The following is a 17,460-nucleotide window of genomic DNA, read 5'->3' on the forward strand; positions in this document are numbered from 1 at the left end:
CGTCTCCGGGACGGCCCATACGACACAAGACCCCCGCGCGCTGGGTCTGAGGGGAAGACGTTCACCAGATGCAGGACCGACGCCGCCGCACGGCACTCCACCTCCCGCCGCCCTCCGGGCCGGTGCTGCTGCTGCGGGAACGCCAGTCCTCTTCCACGGGGGCCTCGGGGGCTCCGGGCGGTTCCCAGGGGTCGGACGGGCCGTCCGGCTCCTCGGGTACGGAGGGGGCTTCGGGTACGGCGGGGGCTTCAGGTTCCTCCGGGTCCGCGGGGTCGTCCGGTGGGTCCGGCGGGTCCTCCGACGACAATCCGTTCGCGCCGCCGCCCGCCGACCGGCCCGACCAGCCGTGGCGGCCCCGCCTGCCCGAGAACGGCGGGTCCGGCGACGGCGGGTCCGACTCCGACCGGGGCGACCGCGGCGGCTGGGGCAGCCAGTGGAGCAGCCGCCAGCCCGGCCGCTCCTCGGGCGGCTTCGGGAGCCGCCCCGGGAATCAGGGCAACGGGCAGAACGAGCAGAACAGCCCCGGGAACGGCCGGCAGGACGGCTCCGAGGGAGGCCGCGGCGGCCTGCGCTGGGACCCGACCGACCCCTTCCAGCGGCGTGCCCGCTACGCGCTGCTCGCCGGGATGTGGGCCTTCTTCTTCTCGCTCTTCGACCTCACGGAGATCGCGCTGCTGCTCGGTGCGCTGGGCGTCTACTGGGGCATCAGTTCCCTGCGCAACAAGCCCCGACCGGGCGCGACCGACAGCTCCGCGGCGCCGGGCCCCGGCGCGGCCTTCCGTACGGACGCGACTGCGGCGCGTTCCGCTCCCGAGGCGCAGACCCCCGCGCCCGGCACGGCGGCGAACCCGAACCAGAACCGCCAGCAGAAGACGGCCGCGGTGAGCGGCCTGGTGACGGCCGGCCTGGCGCTGGCGATCGTGGCGGTGACGTTCTCCGTACAGCTCGCGTACCGCGACTACTTCACGTGCGTCAACGACTCGCTCACGCAGGAGGCCAAGCTGTCCTGCAACAGCCAGCTGCCGGACACGCTGCGGCCGATGTACGGCGTCAAGGAGTGACGCCGGGCTGACCGGGATCCGGGTCCGCGACCGGCTCCGGTTCCGGTTCCGGTTCCGGATCGGCCTCAGGGTCCGGCTTCGGTTCCTGAACCGGGATTCGTTCCCGCCGCTCTTCCTCGGAGCCGTCCTCCTCGCCGGAGGGCGGCTCCGACGCCGTTACGGGCTCGGGTACGGGCTCCGGTTCCGGGGGCGGGGGGACCAGCGGTACGGCCGGGAAGTCGGCCATCAGGCCGCCCGACGCGTCCTTGATCGCGGCCCACCGCGCCTCCCGTGTCCCCCGGTCGTGCCAGGCGTCGGCCGGCAGGACGTCGTACGACTCCAGGTCAGGAGCCGGATCGGTGGGGACGACGGCACCCGCCCCACCGGTCGTCGCCACCTTCCCGTCCTCCTTCGCCCGGTCCTTCTCGGCCTGCTTCCCGTCGGCCTGCTTCCCCTCGTCCGACGCGACCTCCGCCGACGCCACCACCGGTGCGGCCGTCCGGCGCCACGGCGCCCACCACGCCACGCTCCCGCTTCCGACCCCCGCGCCCGCCTCCACCTCCACCTTCACCCGCCGCTCGCGCAGCCGCCACGCCCTGAGCACCACCGCCACCGGCACCCCCACCCCCACCAGCCACCCCAGCGCCGCCAGCCCCGTCAGCCACCCCACGGGGCCAAACACGGCCAGGTCCGCGTTGCCCAACGGCCCGCCCGCCGCCCTGGCCAGAACCCCCGTCAACAGCGCGCCCAGCGCGCCCCCGAGCGCGGCCGTCGCCGCCGTCGCGCGCAGGCTCCACGCCTCCTCCCGTACGGAGAAGGGCGGCGCCGCCACCCGTACCGTGAACCACGCGACCACCACCCCCGCCACCACCGGCACCCCCGCCGCAGCCCAGTGCAGCGGTGTCCCGTGCCCCTCCGGTACGGCGGCGAGCAGCGGGAACGACGGCGGCGCGGGGGTGCCCGTGATCCCCAGCGGGGTGACCGTGGCCGCCGCACCGAGTGCGAAACCGGGGCCCAGGCCGTAGGCGGCGGCCCACGCGGCGGCGTTCGGCACCAGCGCCAGGCCCAGCAGGAGGACGGCGAACCGCCCCGACCAGTCCCCCGCGAGATGGGTGAACGACACCTGCGCCGCGCCCCCGTGCCACACCAGCGACGCCCCGACGAGCAGCCCTCCGCCGCCCAGCAGCGCCAGGACGGCCGCGGCGGCGGCCCGCGTCGCGACGGCGGTCCTGCGGCGGGCGGGCGGTGCCCAGACGGTACGGACGAGGCGTTCCCGTACCCCGGCGGGCAGCCACAGGGGCAGCGGGCCGACCGGCCGGCCGCTGCCCGACCACGCGCCGACGGCCGAGGAGACCACGGTCACCAGGGGCAGCAGGAGCGCCGCGCGCAGCCAATGCGCGGTGAGCGGGCCGCCCGACACGTAGAACACGACGGCGCCGCCGACCAGCAGGTATCCGCCGGAGATGGTGGCCACGGCGCCGAGCGCGGTGAGCTGCGGCCTGCCCTCCTCCGGTTCGAGGGCGTCCCTGGCCGCGCGGTGGGTGAGCCACACCGGCAGGACCACGAGCAGCAGGGGGACAACGCCGAGCGGCGCGGAAGCCCCTGACATGGAATCGGGCCGCACCAGCTCGACGCCGTGCGCGAGCAGCCAGAGCGCGGCGGCCACGTGCAGGGCGCCACGGGCACCGCTGTCGGGGTAGGGCGAGGTGATCCACATCGCCATGACCAGCACGGCGAGCGCCCCGAGGCCGAGGCCCGCGGCGATGGCTCCGCGGAGGAAGGACGCGGTCAGCGCGGCGGCCCGGCCCCGTTCCGCCGCCGAGGCCGAGGACAACGTCGTGCTGCGATCGGTCACTTGGGTCACGGCGCCATGCTGCCAACGACACGCGCTTTATCCGGGTAACAAGCTAATGACCGTGGTGTCGCTCAATATATGCTTATGTACTTTTTCACCCGTTCTCCAGAGGCCCATGACGCAGGCACGGAGGCGCCGGGGGCCGGCCCGTTCACGCCCGCGCAGGCCTTCGACGCGCTGTACACCCACACCGCGCCCTCCCTCGTACGACAGGCGTATCTGCTGACCGGGCGGCACGGTCTGTCCCAGGAGTCCGTCGAGCGCGCCTTCCACCAGGCGTGGGGGCGCTGGCCCGAGGTCGCGGTGGACCGGGATCCGGCCGGGTGGGTACGGGCTGCCGCGTACGAGTACGCCCTGTCGCCCTGGCACCGGTTCCGCCGCGCCCACCGGCGCGCCGACCTGATCACCGGTCAGCGGGACGGCCGGGACGGGCGGGCGCTGCGTGAGGCGCTGCTGGAGCTGCCGCCGCAGTACCGCCGTGTCCTGATGCTGTACGACGGGCTGGGCCTGGACCTGCCGGAGACAGCGGCGGAGACGGAGGCGAGCACGCTGGGGACGGCACGGCGGCTGCTGCACGCGCGCGAGGCGGTGGCCGACCGGCTGCCCGAACTGGCGGACCCGGACGCACTGCACGGGCGGCTGGGGGCGCTCACGCGGGCCGTGACCCCGCCGGCCATCCCTCCGGCGCAGGCCGTACGGAGGAGCGCGGAGCGCCGCGCCCGGTTGTGGACGCGGACGGCGATCGCCTTCACGGCGTTGATCGTGGGGGCGACCGGCTTCACGCTGGCCACCGCGCCGACGCGGTACTGGGAGCCGCTGGCGGCCCCGCGGCAGGTCGGCGGGGCGCCGGTCACCAACGGTCCCGAGGCGTGGAGCGAACGGGACCTGGCCCTGCGGGACCGGCTGCGCGACACACCGTTCAGCGGTCCGGAAAGGCTGGTACCGCTGCCCCTCTGACACCCTCTGACACCCGGCCTCTGCGGACACCGGGCGCAGGGGCGGGCACTCACGCCCCGGTCGCCGGACGGGCTTTCCCGCCCGTCCGGCGACCTGAGGAGCCTCGGCCTGCGTCAGCCGGTACCAGGCCGAATCAGCCTGGGTCAGCCTTGTGTCAGCCCGCGAGGATCGCGCGGGCCAGCTGCGCGGTCTCGGTCGGCGTCTTGCCGACCTTCACGCCCGCGGCCTCCAGGGCTTCCTTCTTCGCCTGGGCCGTACCCGAGGAGCCGGAGACGATGGCACCCGCGTGGCCCATGGTCTTGCCCTCGGGCGCGGTGAAGCCCGCGACGTAGCCGACGACCGGCTTCGTGACGTTCTTCGCGATGAAGTCGGCCGCACGCTCCTCGGCGTCGCCGCCGATCTCGCCGATCATCACGATCAGGTCGGTGTCGGGGTCGGCCTCGAACGCGGCGAGCGCGTCGATGTGCGTCGTACCGATGACCGGGTCGCCACCGATGCCGACGGCGGACGAGAAGCCGAGGTCACGCAGCTCGTACATCATCTGGTAGGTCAGCGTGCCGGACTTGGACACGAGACCGATGCGGCCGGGCTTGGTGATGTCGCCCGGGATGATGCCGGCGTTGGACTGGCCGGGGGTGATCAGGCCGGGGCAGTTCGGGCCGATGATCCGGGTCTTGTTGCCCTTCACGCCCGCGTACGCCCAGAACGCCGCGGAGTCGTGCACCGCGATGCCCTCGGTGATCACGACGGCCAGCGGGATCTCGGCGTCGATCGCCTCGACCACGGCGGCCTTGGCGAAGGCCGGCGGGACGAAGACGACGGAGACGTCGGCGCCGGTCTTCTCGATGGCCTCGGCCACGGACCCGAACACGGGTACGTCGGTACCGTCGAAGTCGACGGAGGTGCCGGCCTTACGGGGGTTGACGCCGCCGACGATGTTCGTGCCGTCGGCGAGCATGAGCCTCGTGTGCTTCATGCCCGTGGCGCCGGTCATCCCCTGGACGATGACCTTGCTGTCCTTGGTGAGGAAGATAGCCATGGTTGTGGTTTCCCTCGTCCTTACTTCGCTGCTGCGGCGAGCTCGGCGGCCTTGTCGGCCGCGCCGTCCATGGTGTCCACGCGCCGCACGAGCGGGTGGTTGGCGTCGGACAGGATCTTGCGACCCAGCTCCGCGTTGTTGCCGTCGAGACGCACGACCAGCGGCTTCTCGACGTTCTCGCCCTTGGACTTCAGCAGCTCCAGGGCCTGCACGATGCCGTTGGCGACCTCGTCGCAGGCGGTGATGCCACCGAAGACGTTGACGAACACGGACTTGACGTCCGGGTCGCCCAGGATGATCTCCAGGCCGTTCGCCATCACCTCGGCGGACGCGCCGCCGCCGATGTCGAGGAAGTTGGCCGGCTTCACGCCGCCGTGGGCCTCACCGGCGTACGCGACGACGTCGAGGGTCGACATGACCAGACCCGCGCCGTTGCCGATGATGCCGACCTGGCCGTCGAGCTTGACGTAGTTGAGGTTCTTGGCCTTGGCGGCGGCCTCCAGCGGGTTCGCCGCGGCCTTGTCCTCCAGCGCCTCGTGGTCGGGCTGCCGGAAGTCGGCGTTCTCGTCGAGCGAGACCTTGCCGTCCAGCGCGATGATCTTGCCGTCGCCCGACTTGATCAGCGGGTTGACCTCGACCAGGAGCGCGTCCTCCTTGATGAAGACGGTCCACAGCTTCTGGAGGACGTCCGCGACCTGGTCGGCGATGTCGGCCGGGAACTTCGCGGCGGCGACGATCTCGGCGGCCTTCTCCGGGGTGCAGCCCTCGTAGGCGTCGACCGGGATCTTGGCGAGCGCGTCGGGGTTCTCCTCGGCGACGACCTCGATCTCGACACCGCCCTCGACGGAGGCCATGGCGAGGAAGGTGCGGTTGGTGCGGTCGAGCAGGAAGGAGACGTAGTACTCCTCCGCGATGTCCGCGGTCTCGGCCAGCATCACCTTGTGGACCGTGTGGCCCTTGATGTCCATGCCCAGGATCTGGCCGGCCTTCTCGACGGCCTCGTCCGGGTCCGCGGCGAGCTTCACGCCGCCCGCCTTACCGCGTCCACCGACCTTGACCTGCGCCTTGACGACAGCCTTGCCGCCGAGACGCTCGGTCACCTCGCGGGCCGCCTCAGGCGTCTCGATGACTTCACCGGCCAGCACCGGTACACCGTGCTTGGCGAAGAGGTCCCTCGCCTGATACTCGAACAGGTCCACGCGTGTCCGTCCCTTTGTGTTCTGAAATCCGCAGCCTGGTGATCGCGGGTTCGTTGTCGGCGTGGGCGTGCCGCGAAGGGCAACGTGACTGCACCGTCACTGAGGGAGGCGTACACGCTGTCCGGTACGCGGCATGTCCGTCTCGCAGGTTATCCCCGTGGGCGGTAGGTCCCTAAATCGCGGATCGCACCTGAGCGGTGATACCTGTCACAGAGCCTCCTACGCCGTGTCGGGGACGGGCAGCGGACGCTTTTCCAGCGCCGCCGCCATCACCTCGGGGAACAGGTCGGGGGTGCAGGCGAAGGCGGGCGCGCCGAGCGCGGCGAGGGCCGCCGCGTGCTCCCGGTCGTAGGCGGGGGCGCCTTCGTCGGACAGCGCGAGCAGCGCGACGAACTCCACCCCCGACGCCTTCATCGCCGCCACCCGCTTGAGCATCTCGTCGCGTATCCCGCCCTCGTAGAGGTCGCTGATCAGGACGACCACGGTGTCGGCGGGGCGGGTGATGCGGGCCTGGCAGTAGGCGAGGGCGCGGTTGATGTCCGTACCGCCGCCGAGCTGGGTGCCGAAGAGGACGTCGACCGGGTCGTCCAGTTGGTCGGTGAGGTCCACGACGGCGGTGTCGAAGACGACGAGCCGGGTGTCGAGCGTGCGCATCGAGGCCAGGACGGCGCCGAACACCGACGCGTACACGACGGACGCGGCCATCGAGCCCGACTGGTCGATGCAGAGGACCACCTCCTTCTTCACCGCCTGTGAGGCGCGTCCGTACCCGATGAGGCGCTCGGGGACGACCGTGCCGTACTCGGGCAGGTAGTTCTTGAGGTTGGCCCGGATGGTGCGGTCCCAGTCGATGTCCCGGTGGCGCGGCCGGTTGATCCGCGCGGACCGGTCGAGCGCGCCGGTCAGGGTGGCGCGGGTGCGGGTGGCGAGCCGCTTCTCTATGTCCTCGACCACCTTGCGGACGACCGCGCGTGCCGTTTCCTTCGTCGTCTCGGGCATCGCCTTGTTCAGCGACAGGAGCGTGCCGACCAGGTGGACGTCGGCCTCGACCGCCTCCAGCATCTCCGGCTCCAGGAGGAGCGCGGAGAGTCCGAGCCGGTCGATGGCGTCGCGCTGCATGACCTGGACGACGGAGCTGGGGAAGTACGTGCGGATGTCGCCGAGCCAGCGGGCCACGGACGGCGCGGAGGCTCCGAGCCCGGCGGACCGGTTGCGGCTCGCGCCGCCCCCGGTGCCGCCTGCCTTGCCGGAGCCGTAGAGGGCGGCGAGCGCGCCGTCCATCGCCGCGTCCGTGCCGGCGAGGGTGCAGCCGGTGCCGTCGGTGCCGCTCGCTCCGTCCCCGCCGAGCACCAGGCGCCAGCGGCGCAGCCGCTCGTCGACGGCGGATTCCGTACGGTCCGTGGTCATCGCTTCCCTTCCGTCGTCGCGTGGGCCTGTTCCGGTACGAGGGCCTGTGCCCGTAGGTGTCCTGCGCCCGGCCCCAGCAGGAGGCGCAGCACCGGGAGGACGGCGTCCGCGCGTGCCGCGTCGAGCGTGGTGGCGAAGCCGGGGGCGGCCGCTTCGTACGGTGCGGCCGTGCCGGTCGCCGGGGCGGTGGCGGGGCCGCGCCGGACCAGCTCGCCCAGCGTGCGCCTGACGCCCGGTTCGTACGCGGAGAACGTGCGGCGCAGCAGCGGCAGCACGTCCGTGAACGCCTCGGCGGGGACGCCGGTCAGCCAGGTGTCGACCAGGCCCAGCAGCCGGGCGTCATGGACGAGGAGCATGCCGCCGCCGGGCGCGCCGCCGACGAAGCCCTCGATCCAGGCCGCCGCGTCGGCCGGCGGGGTGCCGGGGGACAGCGCGAGCCCCATGAAGCGGGCCGCCTCGTCCTCGGGAAGCCGGCCGTCGTCCAGGAGCAGCCGGGCGGCCCGCCCCCGGATGACGCCGGGGATCGTGTCCCGCCCGGCGAGCTTGAGCAGGACGGCTCCCCAGCGCGCGGCCAGATCGCCGTCCCGGACGGCGGGCAGCAGGCCGATGGCCGTGTGGACGCCGTCCAGGTGCGTCCGCATCTGGGCCGCGCCGTCCGCGTCGAGCCCGGCACACGCGGGCGGCAGGCCGACGCAGACGCGCTCGGCGAGCCCCGCCGCGACCTCGCCGAGCGCGGCGGTGTCCGTGGACCGTACGTCCCCGTACCGCAGCGAGCGGGCCAGGGCGGGCAGCGCCTGGGCGAGATGGCCGACGTCCGCGTCGAGGGCGGCGCGGTCGGCGAGGGCGCGCATCACGACGGGCAGCGCGTCCGGCAGTTCGGCCAGCAGGCACTCCTCGGCCAGCGCGGTGATCTCGGCGAGCGCGGTCGCCGACACCGCCCGGGACTCGGCCTTGGCGGTCGCGGCGGAGCGCACGGTCGTGCCCCAGACGCCGGCCTCCGCGACCTTCACGTACAGCTCGGGCTCCCAGCACAGCCGCCAGCTCTCCCGGAACGTACCGGTGCTGCCCCGTCCCACGCCGGGGACGCCCCAGCCGACACCGAGGAGCCTCAGCCGGTGCAGGAGCCTGCTCTTCGCCGCGTCGGTCTCCTTACGGAGGTCGAGGTCCAGTTCGCGTTCGTGCGCCTCCGGCTTGAGGCGCAGGGCGCGCTGGGCCTTGGCGAGGTCGCGCTGGAGCGGCACGGCGGGCGCCGCGTCGGGCACCTCGCCCAGGACGTCGCCGACGACCAGCCGGTCCTGGACGAGCGCGAGGGGCACGTCGGACCCGTCGCACATGACGGCCCGGATCGCGTCCGTGGTCTCCGTGAGCCCGGCGAGCGGGCGGCCGCGCATCACGGCGAGGGTCTCCGCGAGCCGGACCGCCTCGATGACATGGGCGGAGGACACCATCCGGTCCTCGTCGCGCAGCAGACCGGCGACCTTGGTCAGCCACCGCTCCACGGGCCGGTCGGGCGCGGCGAAGAGATGCCCGTACCAGCCCGGGGAGTCGATCCCGGCGCCGTAGCCGCTGTGCCGGGCGAGCCTGCGGTGGGTCCAGGGCACCCACGTCATCTCCGCCTTGACCTTGGGCAGTCCCCTGAGCAGCGCGCGGTCCGCGGTGGCGGTGTACGTCCCGGCGAGGGCGGGGACGTGCCAGGCGCCGCAGACGACGGCGACCCGGTCGTCCCCGAACTCCTTGCGCGCCGCTCGCAGATGGACCCGCATGTGGGCCTCGCGGACGAGGTCGCGGCGGTCCCCTCCGGAGCCGTACTCCTCGCGCAGGGCGCCCATGGCCTCGGCGACCGCGTCGAACGGCGCGAACGGATCGCCCGTACGGCCGGCCCCTTGGTGCTCGACCACGTCCTCCCACCACCGCTCGGGGTCGTCGTACCCGGCGGCCTCGGCGAGCACGGCGAGCGGATCGATCCGGAGCCCGCCGGTGTCGCCGCTGGTGTCCCTTTCTCCTTCTCGGCCGCCTTCCCTTTCTCCTTCTTCGCCGCCTTCCTTCGCTTCCCCGTCCCCCTCCTCGGAAGGGAGCGCGAGTGAGTGGGCGGCGGGCAGGTCGATGAACCGGACCGGTACGCCATGGGCCAGCGCCCACCGGAGCGCGACCCATTCGGGCGAGAACTCGGCCATCGGCCAGAAGGCCGCACGCCCGGGATCGTCCACGGCGTGCGCCAGGAGCGCGACCGGCGGTCGCATCGCCTCGTCGGCGGCGAGCGCCACCAACGCGTCCCCCTCGGGAGGCCCTTCGACGAGGACCACCCCCGGCGCCGCCGCGTCCAGCGCCCGCAGCACGGCCCGCGCGGACCCGGGCCCGTGGTGCCTGACCCCCAGCAGCAGCGGCCCCCGGGCCGTCATGCGCTCACCTCGCGGCAGGCGCGGTAGAAGTCCTTCCAGCCGTCGCGCTCCCGGACCACCGTCTCGACGTACTCCTGCCAGATCACCCGGTCCGCCGCCGGGTCGCGGACAACCGCGCCCAGGATGCCGGCCGCGACGTCGCCGGGGCGCAGGACGCCGTCGCCGAAGTGCGCCGCGAGCGCGAGGCCGTTGGTGACGACCGAGATCGCCTCCGCCGTGGAGAGCGTCCCGGACGGGGACTTGAGTTTGGTGCGACCGTCCGCCGTGACACCGTCGCGCAGTTCACGGAAGACCGTGACGACCCGGCGGATCTCGTCGATGCCCTCAGGGCCGGACGGCAGGTCGAGCGAGCGCCCCAGCTGGCCGACGCGCCGGGAGACGATGTCGACCTCGGCCTCCGGGGTGGCCGGCAGCGGCAGGACCACGGTGTTGAAGCGCCTGCGCAGGGCGCTCGACAGGTCGTTGACCCCCCGGTCGCGGTCGTTGGCCGTGGCGATCAGGTTGAAGCCGCGGACCGCCTGCACCTCCTGCCCCAGCTCGGGGATCGGCAGTGTCTTCTCGGACAGGATCGTGATGAGCGAGTCCTGTACGTCGGCGGGGATACGGGTCAGCTCCTCGACGCGCGCGGTCATGCCCTCGGACATGGCCCGCATCACCGGGCTCGGCACGAGCGCGTCACGGCTCGGGCCGTGGGCGAGCAACTGCGCGTAGTCCCAGCCGTACCGGACGGCTTCCTCGGGCGTGCCCGCCGTGCCCTGCACGAGCAGGGTCGAGTCGCCGCTGACGGCCGCCGCCAGGTGCTCGGACACCCACGTCTTCGCGGTGCCCGGCACGCCGAGCAGCAGGAGCGCCCGGTCGGTGGCGAGCGTGGTGACCGCGACCTCCACGAGCCGCCGCGGGCCCACGTACTTGGGCGTGATCACCGTTCCGTCGGGAAGCGTGCCGCCGAGGAGATACAGGGCCACGGCCCAGGGCGACAGCCGCCAACGGGCGGGCCGCGGCCGGTCGTCGGCCGCGCCCAGCGCCCTGAGCTCGTCGGCGAACGCGTGCTCGGCGTGCGGTCGCAGGACCTCGCCGCCAGTGGTGTCCGTGGTCTCGGGCACGGTCATGGATCCCCCTCCAGATCGATGGACCGGGTGTGGGTTCCACCGTGCACCACGCCACTGACAATCGGTCGTCGTCGCAGGTCGGAGAGGTAACGGCGGCCTAGCTCACGGTCACTGCACGATCGGCGAGACCGTGATGCAGCCGCCGACGGAGACGGGTCCCGCGCCCTCGGCCTCCTTGATGACCTTGCCCTTGTAGGTGATCGTGCACTTCACCTCGGCGCCGGCCACGTCCAGCGCGCTCGGGATGACGCCGGGCGGCGTGATGCCCCTGAGCGTGACGGTCTTCTTCCAGGGCAGGGTGGGCTTGTCGACCGTCTCGATCTTGGGGTCGGTCGCCGTGCCGCCACTGGCGTGGTAGTCGATCGAGTCGACGTTCGTGCCGGTCACTTCGTACGTGACCTCGTACTCCTCGTTGACGGCCTTGTCGATCTCGTCGGTGACTGCCTTGTCGATCTCGTCGGTGACTGCCTTGTCGATCTCCTCGTTGACGGCCTTGTCGACCTCGTCGGTGACCGCCTTGTCCACCCGGTCCGCGGCCTCGGAGCAGGCGCCGAGACCGAACGCGAGGCCGGTGACCGCGGCGGTGGTGACAACGGCTCGGACGGTGCGGTTCATCAAGGGTCCCCCTGGTGGGCATGGGTAGTGCGGAGCTACCACGATAGCAAAGAGAAGGCAAAGCGCGACCGCTTCTCCGCTTGCGAATCCGCTGGTCAGACGGATTGTCAGTGGGGGGTTCTACCGTCGTACACATGAATAAAGCGGGGGTGCGCTGGACGACGGAACAGGTGCTGGCTCTGGCTCCTGACGACTCATCACGCAAGGCGGGCAACAAGCTGGGCACGGCCGGGCCGTGGTCGGAGGCGGGGAGCAGCGCCGCGGGGGCGGTGTGGGGCCTGTGCAAGGGCAGCGGCAGCAAGCCGTACCGGACGGTGGTGGACACCACGGGTCCCGCGTACAAGTGCAGTTGCCCGAGCAGGAAGTTCCCGTGCAAGCACGCGCTCGGGCTGCTGCTGCTCCGGGCGGCGGACGAGACGGCCGTGGGGGAGGCCGAGGCGCCGGACTGGGCGCGGGAGTGGCTCGACGCGCGGGGGAAGCGGAGCGGCGGCGAGGGCGGCCCTGCCGGGGGCGGGGCGGCGCGGGCCGCCGATCCGGAGGCGGCGCGGCGCAGGGCGGAGCGCCGGGCGGGGCGGATCACGGCGGGGGCGGTGGAGTTGGAGCAGCGGCTGGCGGATCTGCTGCGGGGCGGTCTCGCCTCGGCGGAGCAGGCGGGGTACGGGCTGTGGGAGGAGACGGCGGCCCGGATGGTCGACGCGCAGGCGCCCGGTCTGGCGGGCCGGGTGCGGGAGTTGGGCGCGATACCGGGCTCGGGTCCCGGCTGGCCGGCGCGGCTGCTGGAGGAGTCGTCGCTGCTTCACCTGCTGAACGCGGGCTGGCTGGGGCTCGACGGGGTGCCGGAGCCGCTGGCGACGACGGTCCGTACCCGGATCGGTCTCCCGTCGCCGTCGTCCGGTGCGCCGGTGCGGGACCACTGGCTGGTCCTGGCGCAGTACGACACCTCGGACGGCAAGGTCGTCACCCGCCGCCTCTGGCTCCACGGCCGGGGCTCGGGCCGCTGGGCGCTGGTGCTGTCCTTCGGGGCGGCGGGCAGGTCTCCGCAGCTGTCCCTGCCGGTGGGCGCGGTGCTCGACGCGGAGGTCACGCCGCACGGGGGCGGGGGTCAGCTGCGCGCCGACTGGGGCGAGCAGTTCGGCGCGCCCTCGCCGGTGGACGGGCCGCCGCCCGGCGGGTCGACGTCCGACGCGCTGGCGGCGTACGGCTCGGCGCTGCGGGACGACCCCTGGCTGGAGTCGTGGCCGGTGACGCTGGCCGATGTCATACCCGTCCCTGTCCCGGACGCGGGCGGCGGCTGGCAGGTGGCCGACGCGGACGGCGAAGGGGCGCTGCCCCTGGCTGCGTCCGTGCTCTCACGGCCGGGGCTGTGGAAGCTGGCCGCGCTCTCCGGGGGCGGTCCCGTCACGGTCTTCGGGGAGTGCGGGCACCGGGGGTTCCATCCCCTGGCGGCGTGGTCGCCGGAGGCGACGGGGACGGTGGCGCTGACGTGACCGCGCGGGCCGTGGTCGCCGGAGGCGACGGGGATGGGGATGGGGATGGGGACAGCGGCGCTCACGTGACCGGCGCGGGACGGGGCCACCGGGCAGGACGGGGCGCGGGTGCGCGTGGCCGCGCGGGGGAACGTGACGGCGTCCGGCGGTGCTGCCCGCCCCGGCCGAGCCGCACGCGCACAGCGGCACGGCGCTGACGGCGGACGCCGTGGACGCCCCCGCCACCTCCCCCGCCGCGTCCCCGTGTCCGACCCCGCCTCCACCGGCCGGTCTCACGGGGGTCGTGTCCCACGCCACGTTTCGCCGGCGGACCTGCGGCCCCGCACACCGCGCCACGGCTTCCGGCGGTACGGGTGTCTCTGCGGCCCCCGCCACGACCTCCTGGCGTACGGGCTCCTCGCGTCCCGCGCCACCACTTCCCACCGCACCGGCTCCTCACGTCCCGCGCCACCGTTCGCTGCCGTACCGGCTCTCGCGTCCCGCGCCACCACTTCCCGCCGCACGGGCTCCTCGCGTCCCGCGCCACCGTTCGCTGCCGTACCGGCTCTCGTGTCCCGCGCCACCACTTCCTGCCGTACGGGCTCCTCGCGTCCCGCGCCACCGTTCGCTGCCGCACGGGCTCCTCGTGTCCCGCGCCACCACTTCCTGCCGTACGGGCTCCTCGCCCCCGCTCCACGGCTTCCGCCGCGCCTCACCCGGCCGATACCCACCCCGACCCGCTCAAGCCATCCCATCCACCTCGCCCCTCTCACCTCACCCCATCCGCCACCGTCCCTTCTCGCCAAGCCCGTTCGGAGGACCCGATGGAGAACCCGATGACCGACACCGCCGCCACCTCGGACCGTACGAACTCCGCCACCTCGGACCGTACGCACAGCGCCGCTTCCGACCGCACGGACACCGCTCCCGGCGGGGCGGGTTCGGCTGTCCCCGATGCGCACGGCACGTCGTGGGAGGACCTCGTCGTCTCGGCGCTGCTCGGTACGGACCGCCGCACCCCGCCCGCCGGGATCCTGGCGTCCGGCAAGGACGCGCCCGCCGCGCTGCTGGACTCCGCCGCCTTCCACACCGTCCGCCGTCGGGCGGGGCTGCTTCCCGCGCGTGCGGCGGCGCGTCCCGAGCCGGCGCCCCGGGACACCCGCAGGCCGTTGCCCGAGCCGGCCCGGCAGCGGCTGGTCCAGTTGCTCGCCGACCGGGCGGCGCCCGCCGGCGCGGGAGGCCGGCGCGGTACGGCGCCGGACCTCACCGAGCTGCTGCCCCAGTGGCTGGCCACGGCGGGCACGTACGACTACCGGGCGCCCGCCTCCGTACTGCCCGCGCTGCTCGACGCGGCGCGGGCCCGAACCGATCTGCGGCCGGGCGCCCTCACGTTCGCCGGGCCGCGCGGGCTCTGGCTGGCGCGGCTCAATCCGGACTGGAAGTTCGCCCTGCGGGGCGCGCCCGGCGGCTCGGCGCTGCCCGACGTTCGCGACGCGGAGGCCGTCAGGGCGCTCTGGCAGGAGGGCCTGTTCGTGGAGCGCGTCACCCTGCTCGGAGCCGTACGGGCGGCGGGGTCCGAGGCGGCGCTGGAGTTGCTGGGCTCGACGTGGTCGACCGAACGGGCCGAGGACCGGCTGATGTTCCTCGACTCGCTGCGTACGGGGTTGTCGGGGGTGGACGAGCCGTTCCTGGAGCAGGCGCTGTCGGACCGCAGCCGCAACGTCCGCTCCACCGCGGCCGAACTGCTCTCCGCCCTCCCCCACTCCGCGCTCGCGGGCCGGATGGCGGCGCGGGCGGCGACCTGCGTGAGCCTGGACCGTACGGGGGACGGGCCGACGATCGCCGTAGAGGCGCCGCACGAATGCGACGCGGACATGCAGCGGGACGGCGTGGTGGCCGTGCCCCCGGCCGGCCGGGGTGAACGGTCCTGGTGGCTGGGCCAGTTGGTCGAGGCGGCCCCGCTCGCCGTCTGGCCGGAGCGGCTGGGGGGCCGGCCGCCGGAAGAGATCGTCACGCTCGCCGTGCAGGACGGCTGGCGGGACGAACTGCACGCGGCCTGGTGCCGGGCCGCCGTCCGCCAGCGTGACGCCCACTGGTCCCGGGTGCTCCTCGGCCCGCCTTCCGCCCCGCCGGCGACCGGCCCCGGTACGTCGTCCTTCGCGGAGCGGGCCAAGTTGCTGGCCGCGTTGGAGCCCGGGGAGCGGGCGGAGTGGGTCGCGGCGTTCATCGCCGCGCACGGCCTGTCGGAGGCGTTCCAGCTGCTGGGCGTCTGCGCGGTGCCCTGGGCGGACCCGCTCGGCCGCGCGGTGGTCGACGCGCTGGACATAGCCCGGGAGGCGGGAAGCTACCCGTGGAGTTTCAGCGGGGTCATGGGGCTGGCCGAACGCTGCCTGGACCCGTCCGAGGCAAGCCGTCTGGAACTGCTCACGGCCACCCCGGACGAAACGGAGTCCGCGTCCCCGGGGGCCGGCGGCTACTGGTCCGAGGCGTTCCAACGCCTGGTCTCGACGCTGCGCCTGCGCGCCACGATGCAAACGGAGCTGGCACCACCCCCGGCCACTACCCGGCCCGCGGGCTCCCCCACGGACCCGGAGGACCCCACCGTCGCGGCGCCGGGCGGCTGAGACGCCCGGCCACTCCCCGACCGGCCTGCGGATCACCGGGCCGCCACGGCCGGCCACCGGGCCCCTGTCGCCGACCGCCACGACCGGCGTCCCGTCACCGGGCCGCCGGGCCGCCGGGACCCGTACCCCCGCCCGACAGGGCGTCACGCCCCCGTCGGCCGGCGGACATTCGCGTTGACCCAGTCCACGATCGCCGTGGTGGTCGCGCCCGGGGTGAAGATCTCCGCCACGCCCTTCTCCTTCAGGGGGGCGATGTCCGCCTCCGGGATGATGCCGCCGCCGAAGACCTTGATGTCCAGTGCGTCCCGTTCGCCGAGCAGGTCGATGACCTTCGCGAAGAGGGTGTTGTGGGCGCCCGAGAGGATGGACAGGCCGATCGCGTCGGCGTCCTCCTGGATCGCCGTGTCCACGATCTGTTCGGGGGTCTGGTGGAGACCGGTGTAGATGACTTCCATCCCGGCGTCACGCAGCGCACGCGCGATCACCTTGGCCCCGCGATCGTGCCCGTCGAGACCCGGCTTGGCCACCACCACGCGGATCGGACCGGTCACACCCATCACTGCCTCCACAACCGACTGTGCCGTCGTTGGCACGGGTCCCCGCGCCCGCCCGGGCCCGGAGTAGTGAACGAACGTTATCCCCAGCATCCCGCACCCGGCTGTTTCGCGAAGGCCCGCGAGGGGGAAATCACACGTGGGGCCCCGCGCGTCGTCCGGGAGGTCTGTCAATGAGGGTGTTGCCCTTCTCCGTGCCGCTCGGGCCGCTGGGGCCGCTCCGGTCACTGCCGCAGATCCCCTTCCAGCCCTTGCTGCGGGCCCTCACCCTCGACCTGGCCATCCTCACCGGCCACCTGATCCTCTACCCGACCGGAATCGCCCAGGAGCGCCGCGCCCCCGACCTGACGCCCGGGACCGCCCGGCTCCCCACCGAGGGCCGCTCACGGCCCCCCGTCGTGATGCTGCACGGCTTCATCGACAACCGCTCGGTCTTCCTCCTCCTGCGCCGCTCCCTCTCCCGGCACGGCTGGCGCCACCTCGTCTCGCTCAACTACTCGCCGCTGACCTGCGACGTCCGGGCCGCCGCCGAGCTGCTCGGCCGGCACGTCGAGGAGATCTGCGCCCGCACGGGGCACGCCCAGGTCGACATCATCGGACACAGCCTCGGCGGCCTGATCGCCCGCTACTACGTACAGTGTCTGGGCGGCGACACCCGGATACGGACGCTGGTCACCCTGGGCACCCCGCACGAGGGCACGGCCGTGGCGCCCCTCATGAGCGCCCACCCCGTCGTACGGCAGATGCGGCCCGGCTCGCCCCTCATCGAGGAGCTGCGGCGCCCGGCGCCCGGCTGCCGTACCCGGTTCGTCAGCTTCTGGAGCGACCTCGACCAGCTGATGACCCCGATCGGCGCGGCCCGCGTCGCCCATCCCGACCTCCTCAGCCGGAACGTCCGCGTCACCGGCGTCGGCCATCTCGCCCTGCCCGTCCACCCGGCGGTCGTGTCCGGTGTCCGACACGCCCTGGAGTCCGAGGAGTTCGAAGCGGGGGCCGCGGACACCCGGGCGTCCGGCGGCCAGGACGGCGACTCGTCCGTCGCCTAGGCGGCAAGCGGTGTCGCGGTCCGGAGGCCGCCACCTTCCCCATTTTTCTCGAACACCCCTCGAACGTAGGGCCAAAGCTGTGCCCGCCCTCCCCCGAAACACGGCCGAATGCCCGTTTCCGCGAAACCTAAAACTTGCCGAAGATTGTCG

At 73.7% G+C, this 17,460-nt stretch carries 13 protein-coding genes; 5 read left to right on the forward strand and 8 right to left on the reverse strand.

What is annotated here, in order from left to right; translation table 11 throughout:
* Positions 1-68 precede the first annotated feature (68 nt).
* Positions 69-1,061 carry a hypothetical protein gene (locus tag OG349_RS13735; RefSeq protein ID WP_327234889.1) on the forward strand — a complete coding sequence of 331 codons (993 nt, stop codon included), beginning with the start codon at positions 69-71 and terminating at the stop codon, positions 1,059-1,061.
* On the opposite strand, the gene OG349_RS13740 is transcribed toward OG349_RS13735, so the two are convergent.
* Positions 1,051-2,904, reverse strand: coding sequence for a cell division protein PerM (locus OG349_RS13740; protein ID WP_327234890.1), 1,854 nt, complete (start codon positions 2,902-2,904; stop codon positions 1,051-1,053). The two genes, OG349_RS13735 and OG349_RS13740, sit on opposite strands and share 11 nt — an antisense overlap.
* A gap of 75 nt (positions 2,905-2,979) precedes the next feature.
* On the opposite strand from OG349_RS13740, the gene OG349_RS13745 reads away from it, so the two are divergent.
* On the forward strand, positions 2,980-3,852 hold the full coding sequence (locus OG349_RS13745) for a sigma factor-like helix-turn-helix DNA-binding protein (RefSeq protein WP_327234891.1): 873 nt from the start codon (positions 2,980-2,982) through the stop codon (positions 3,850-3,852).
* Positions 3,853-4,006: 154 nt separating this feature from the next.
* Here the strand turns inward: OG349_RS13745 and sucD are convergent, their stop codons facing one another.
* From sucD to OG349_RS13775, 6 genes are all read right to left on the reverse strand, one after another.
* On the reverse strand, positions 4,007-4,891 hold the full coding sequence (sucD, locus tag OG349_RS13750) for a succinate--CoA ligase subunit alpha (RefSeq protein ID WP_327234892.1): 885 nt from the start codon (positions 4,889-4,891) through the stop codon (positions 4,007-4,009).
* A gap of 20 nt (positions 4,892-4,911) precedes the next feature.
* Positions 4,912-6,090, reverse strand: a complete 1,179-nt coding sequence (gene sucC / locus OG349_RS13755; RefSeq protein ID WP_327234893.1) for an ADP-forming succinate--CoA ligase subunit beta — start codon at positions 6,088-6,090, stop codon at positions 4,912-4,914.
* A gap of 219 nt (positions 6,091-6,309) precedes the next feature.
* The gene (locus OG349_RS13760; protein ID WP_327234894.1) at positions 6,310-7,497 is read right to left on the reverse strand and encodes a VWA domain-containing protein; all 1,188 of its coding nucleotides are present in this window, start codon (positions 7,495-7,497) and stop codon (positions 6,310-6,312) included.
* Positions 7,494-9,896 carry a DUF5682 family protein gene (locus OG349_RS13765; RefSeq protein ID WP_327234895.1) on the reverse strand — a complete coding sequence of 801 codons (2,403 nt, stop codon included), beginning with the start codon at positions 9,894-9,896 and terminating at the stop codon, positions 7,494-7,496. Before OG349_RS13765 ends, OG349_RS13760 begins: the two co-directional genes overlap by 4 nt.
* Positions 9,893-11,005: an ATP-binding protein gene (locus OG349_RS13770; RefSeq protein WP_327234896.1), complete on the reverse strand. Its 1,113-nt coding sequence runs from the start codon at positions 11,003-11,005 to the stop codon at positions 9,893-9,895. The genes OG349_RS13765 and OG349_RS13770 overlap by 4 nt, the downstream gene beginning before the upstream one ends.
* A 108-nt stretch (positions 11,006-11,113) precedes the next feature.
* Complete coding sequence (locus OG349_RS13775; RefSeq protein ID WP_327234897.1) at positions 11,114-11,620, reverse strand: hypothetical protein; 507 nt, start codon at positions 11,618-11,620, stop codon at positions 11,114-11,116.
* 134 nt (positions 11,621-11,754) lie between these two features.
* Here OG349_RS13775 and OG349_RS13780 point away from each other — a divergent pair, with 134 nt between their 5' ends.
* Complete coding sequence (locus tag OG349_RS13780) at positions 11,755-13,107, forward strand: SWIM zinc finger family protein (protein WP_327234898.1); 1,353 nt, start codon at positions 11,755-11,757, stop codon at positions 13,105-13,107.
* Positions 13,108-13,922: 815 nt separating this feature from the next.
* The gene (locus OG349_RS13785; protein WP_327234899.1) at positions 13,923-15,710 is read left to right on the forward strand and encodes a DUF5691 domain-containing protein; all 1,788 of its coding nucleotides are present in this window, start codon (positions 13,923-13,925) and stop codon (positions 15,708-15,710) included.
* Between the two features lie 143 nt (positions 15,711-15,853).
* Here OG349_RS13785 and OG349_RS13790 read toward each other — a convergent pair whose 3' ends face one another.
* Positions 15,854-16,267, reverse strand: a complete 414-nt coding sequence (locus OG349_RS13790) for a cobalamin B12-binding domain-containing protein (protein ID WP_327234900.1) — start codon at positions 16,265-16,267, stop codon at positions 15,854-15,856.
* A 170-nt stretch (positions 16,268-16,437) separates the two neighbouring features.
* On the opposite strand from OG349_RS13790, the gene OG349_RS13795 reads away from it, so the two are divergent.
* Complete coding sequence (locus OG349_RS13795) at positions 16,438-17,310, forward strand: esterase/lipase family protein (protein WP_327234901.1); 873 nt, start codon at positions 16,438-16,440, stop codon at positions 17,308-17,310.
* Positions 17,311-17,460: the final 150 nt, after the last annotated feature.

Origin of the sequence: Streptomyces sp. NBC_01317, from assembly GCF_035961655.1 — a bacterium.
In the GTDB taxonomy this organism is placed as follows: Bacteria; Actinomycetota; Actinomycetes; order Streptomycetales; family Streptomycetaceae; genus Streptomyces.

Excerpts from the sequence above, each read along its gene's own strand:
- OG349_RS13775 (WP_327234897.1), bottom strand. The coding sequence starts at position 11,620 with ATGAACCGCACCGTCCGAGCCGTTGTCACCACCGCCGCGGTCACCGGC.
- OG349_RS13795 (WP_327234901.1), top strand. The coding sequence starts at position 16,438 with ATGAGGGTGTTGCCCTTCTCCGTGCCGCTCGGGCCGCTGGGGCCGCTC.
- OG349_RS13760 (WP_327234894.1), bottom strand. The coding sequence starts at position 7,497 with ATGACCACGGACCGTACGGAATCCGCCGTCGACGAGCGGCTGCGCCGC.
- OG349_RS13735 (WP_327234889.1), top strand. The coding sequence starts at position 69 with ATGCAGGACCGACGCCGCCGCACGGCACTCCACCTCCCGCCGCCCTCC.
- sucD (WP_327234892.1), bottom strand. The coding sequence starts at position 4,891 with ATGGCTATCTTCCTCACCAAGGACAGCAAGGTCATCGTCCAGGGGATG.
- OG349_RS13765 (WP_327234895.1), bottom strand. The coding sequence starts at position 9,896 with ATGACGGCCCGGGGGCCGCTGCTGCTGGGGGTCAGGCACCACGGGCCC.
- OG349_RS13780 (WP_327234898.1), top strand. The coding sequence starts at position 11,755 with ATGAATAAAGCGGGGGTGCGCTGGACGACGGAACAGGTGCTGGCTCTG.
- OG349_RS13770 (WP_327234896.1), bottom strand. The coding sequence starts at position 11,005 with ATGACCGTGCCCGAGACCACGGACACCACTGGCGGCGAGGTCCTGCGA.
- OG349_RS13745 (WP_327234891.1), top strand. The coding sequence starts at position 2,980 with ATGTACTTTTTCACCCGTTCTCCAGAGGCCCATGACGCAGGCACGGAG.
- OG349_RS13790 (WP_327234900.1), bottom strand. The coding sequence starts at position 16,267 with ATGGGTGTGACCGGTCCGATCCGCGTGGTGGTGGCCAAGCCGGGTCTC.
- OG349_RS13785 (WP_327234899.1), top strand. The coding sequence starts at position 13,923 with ATGACCGACACCGCCGCCACCTCGGACCGTACGAACTCCGCCACCTCG.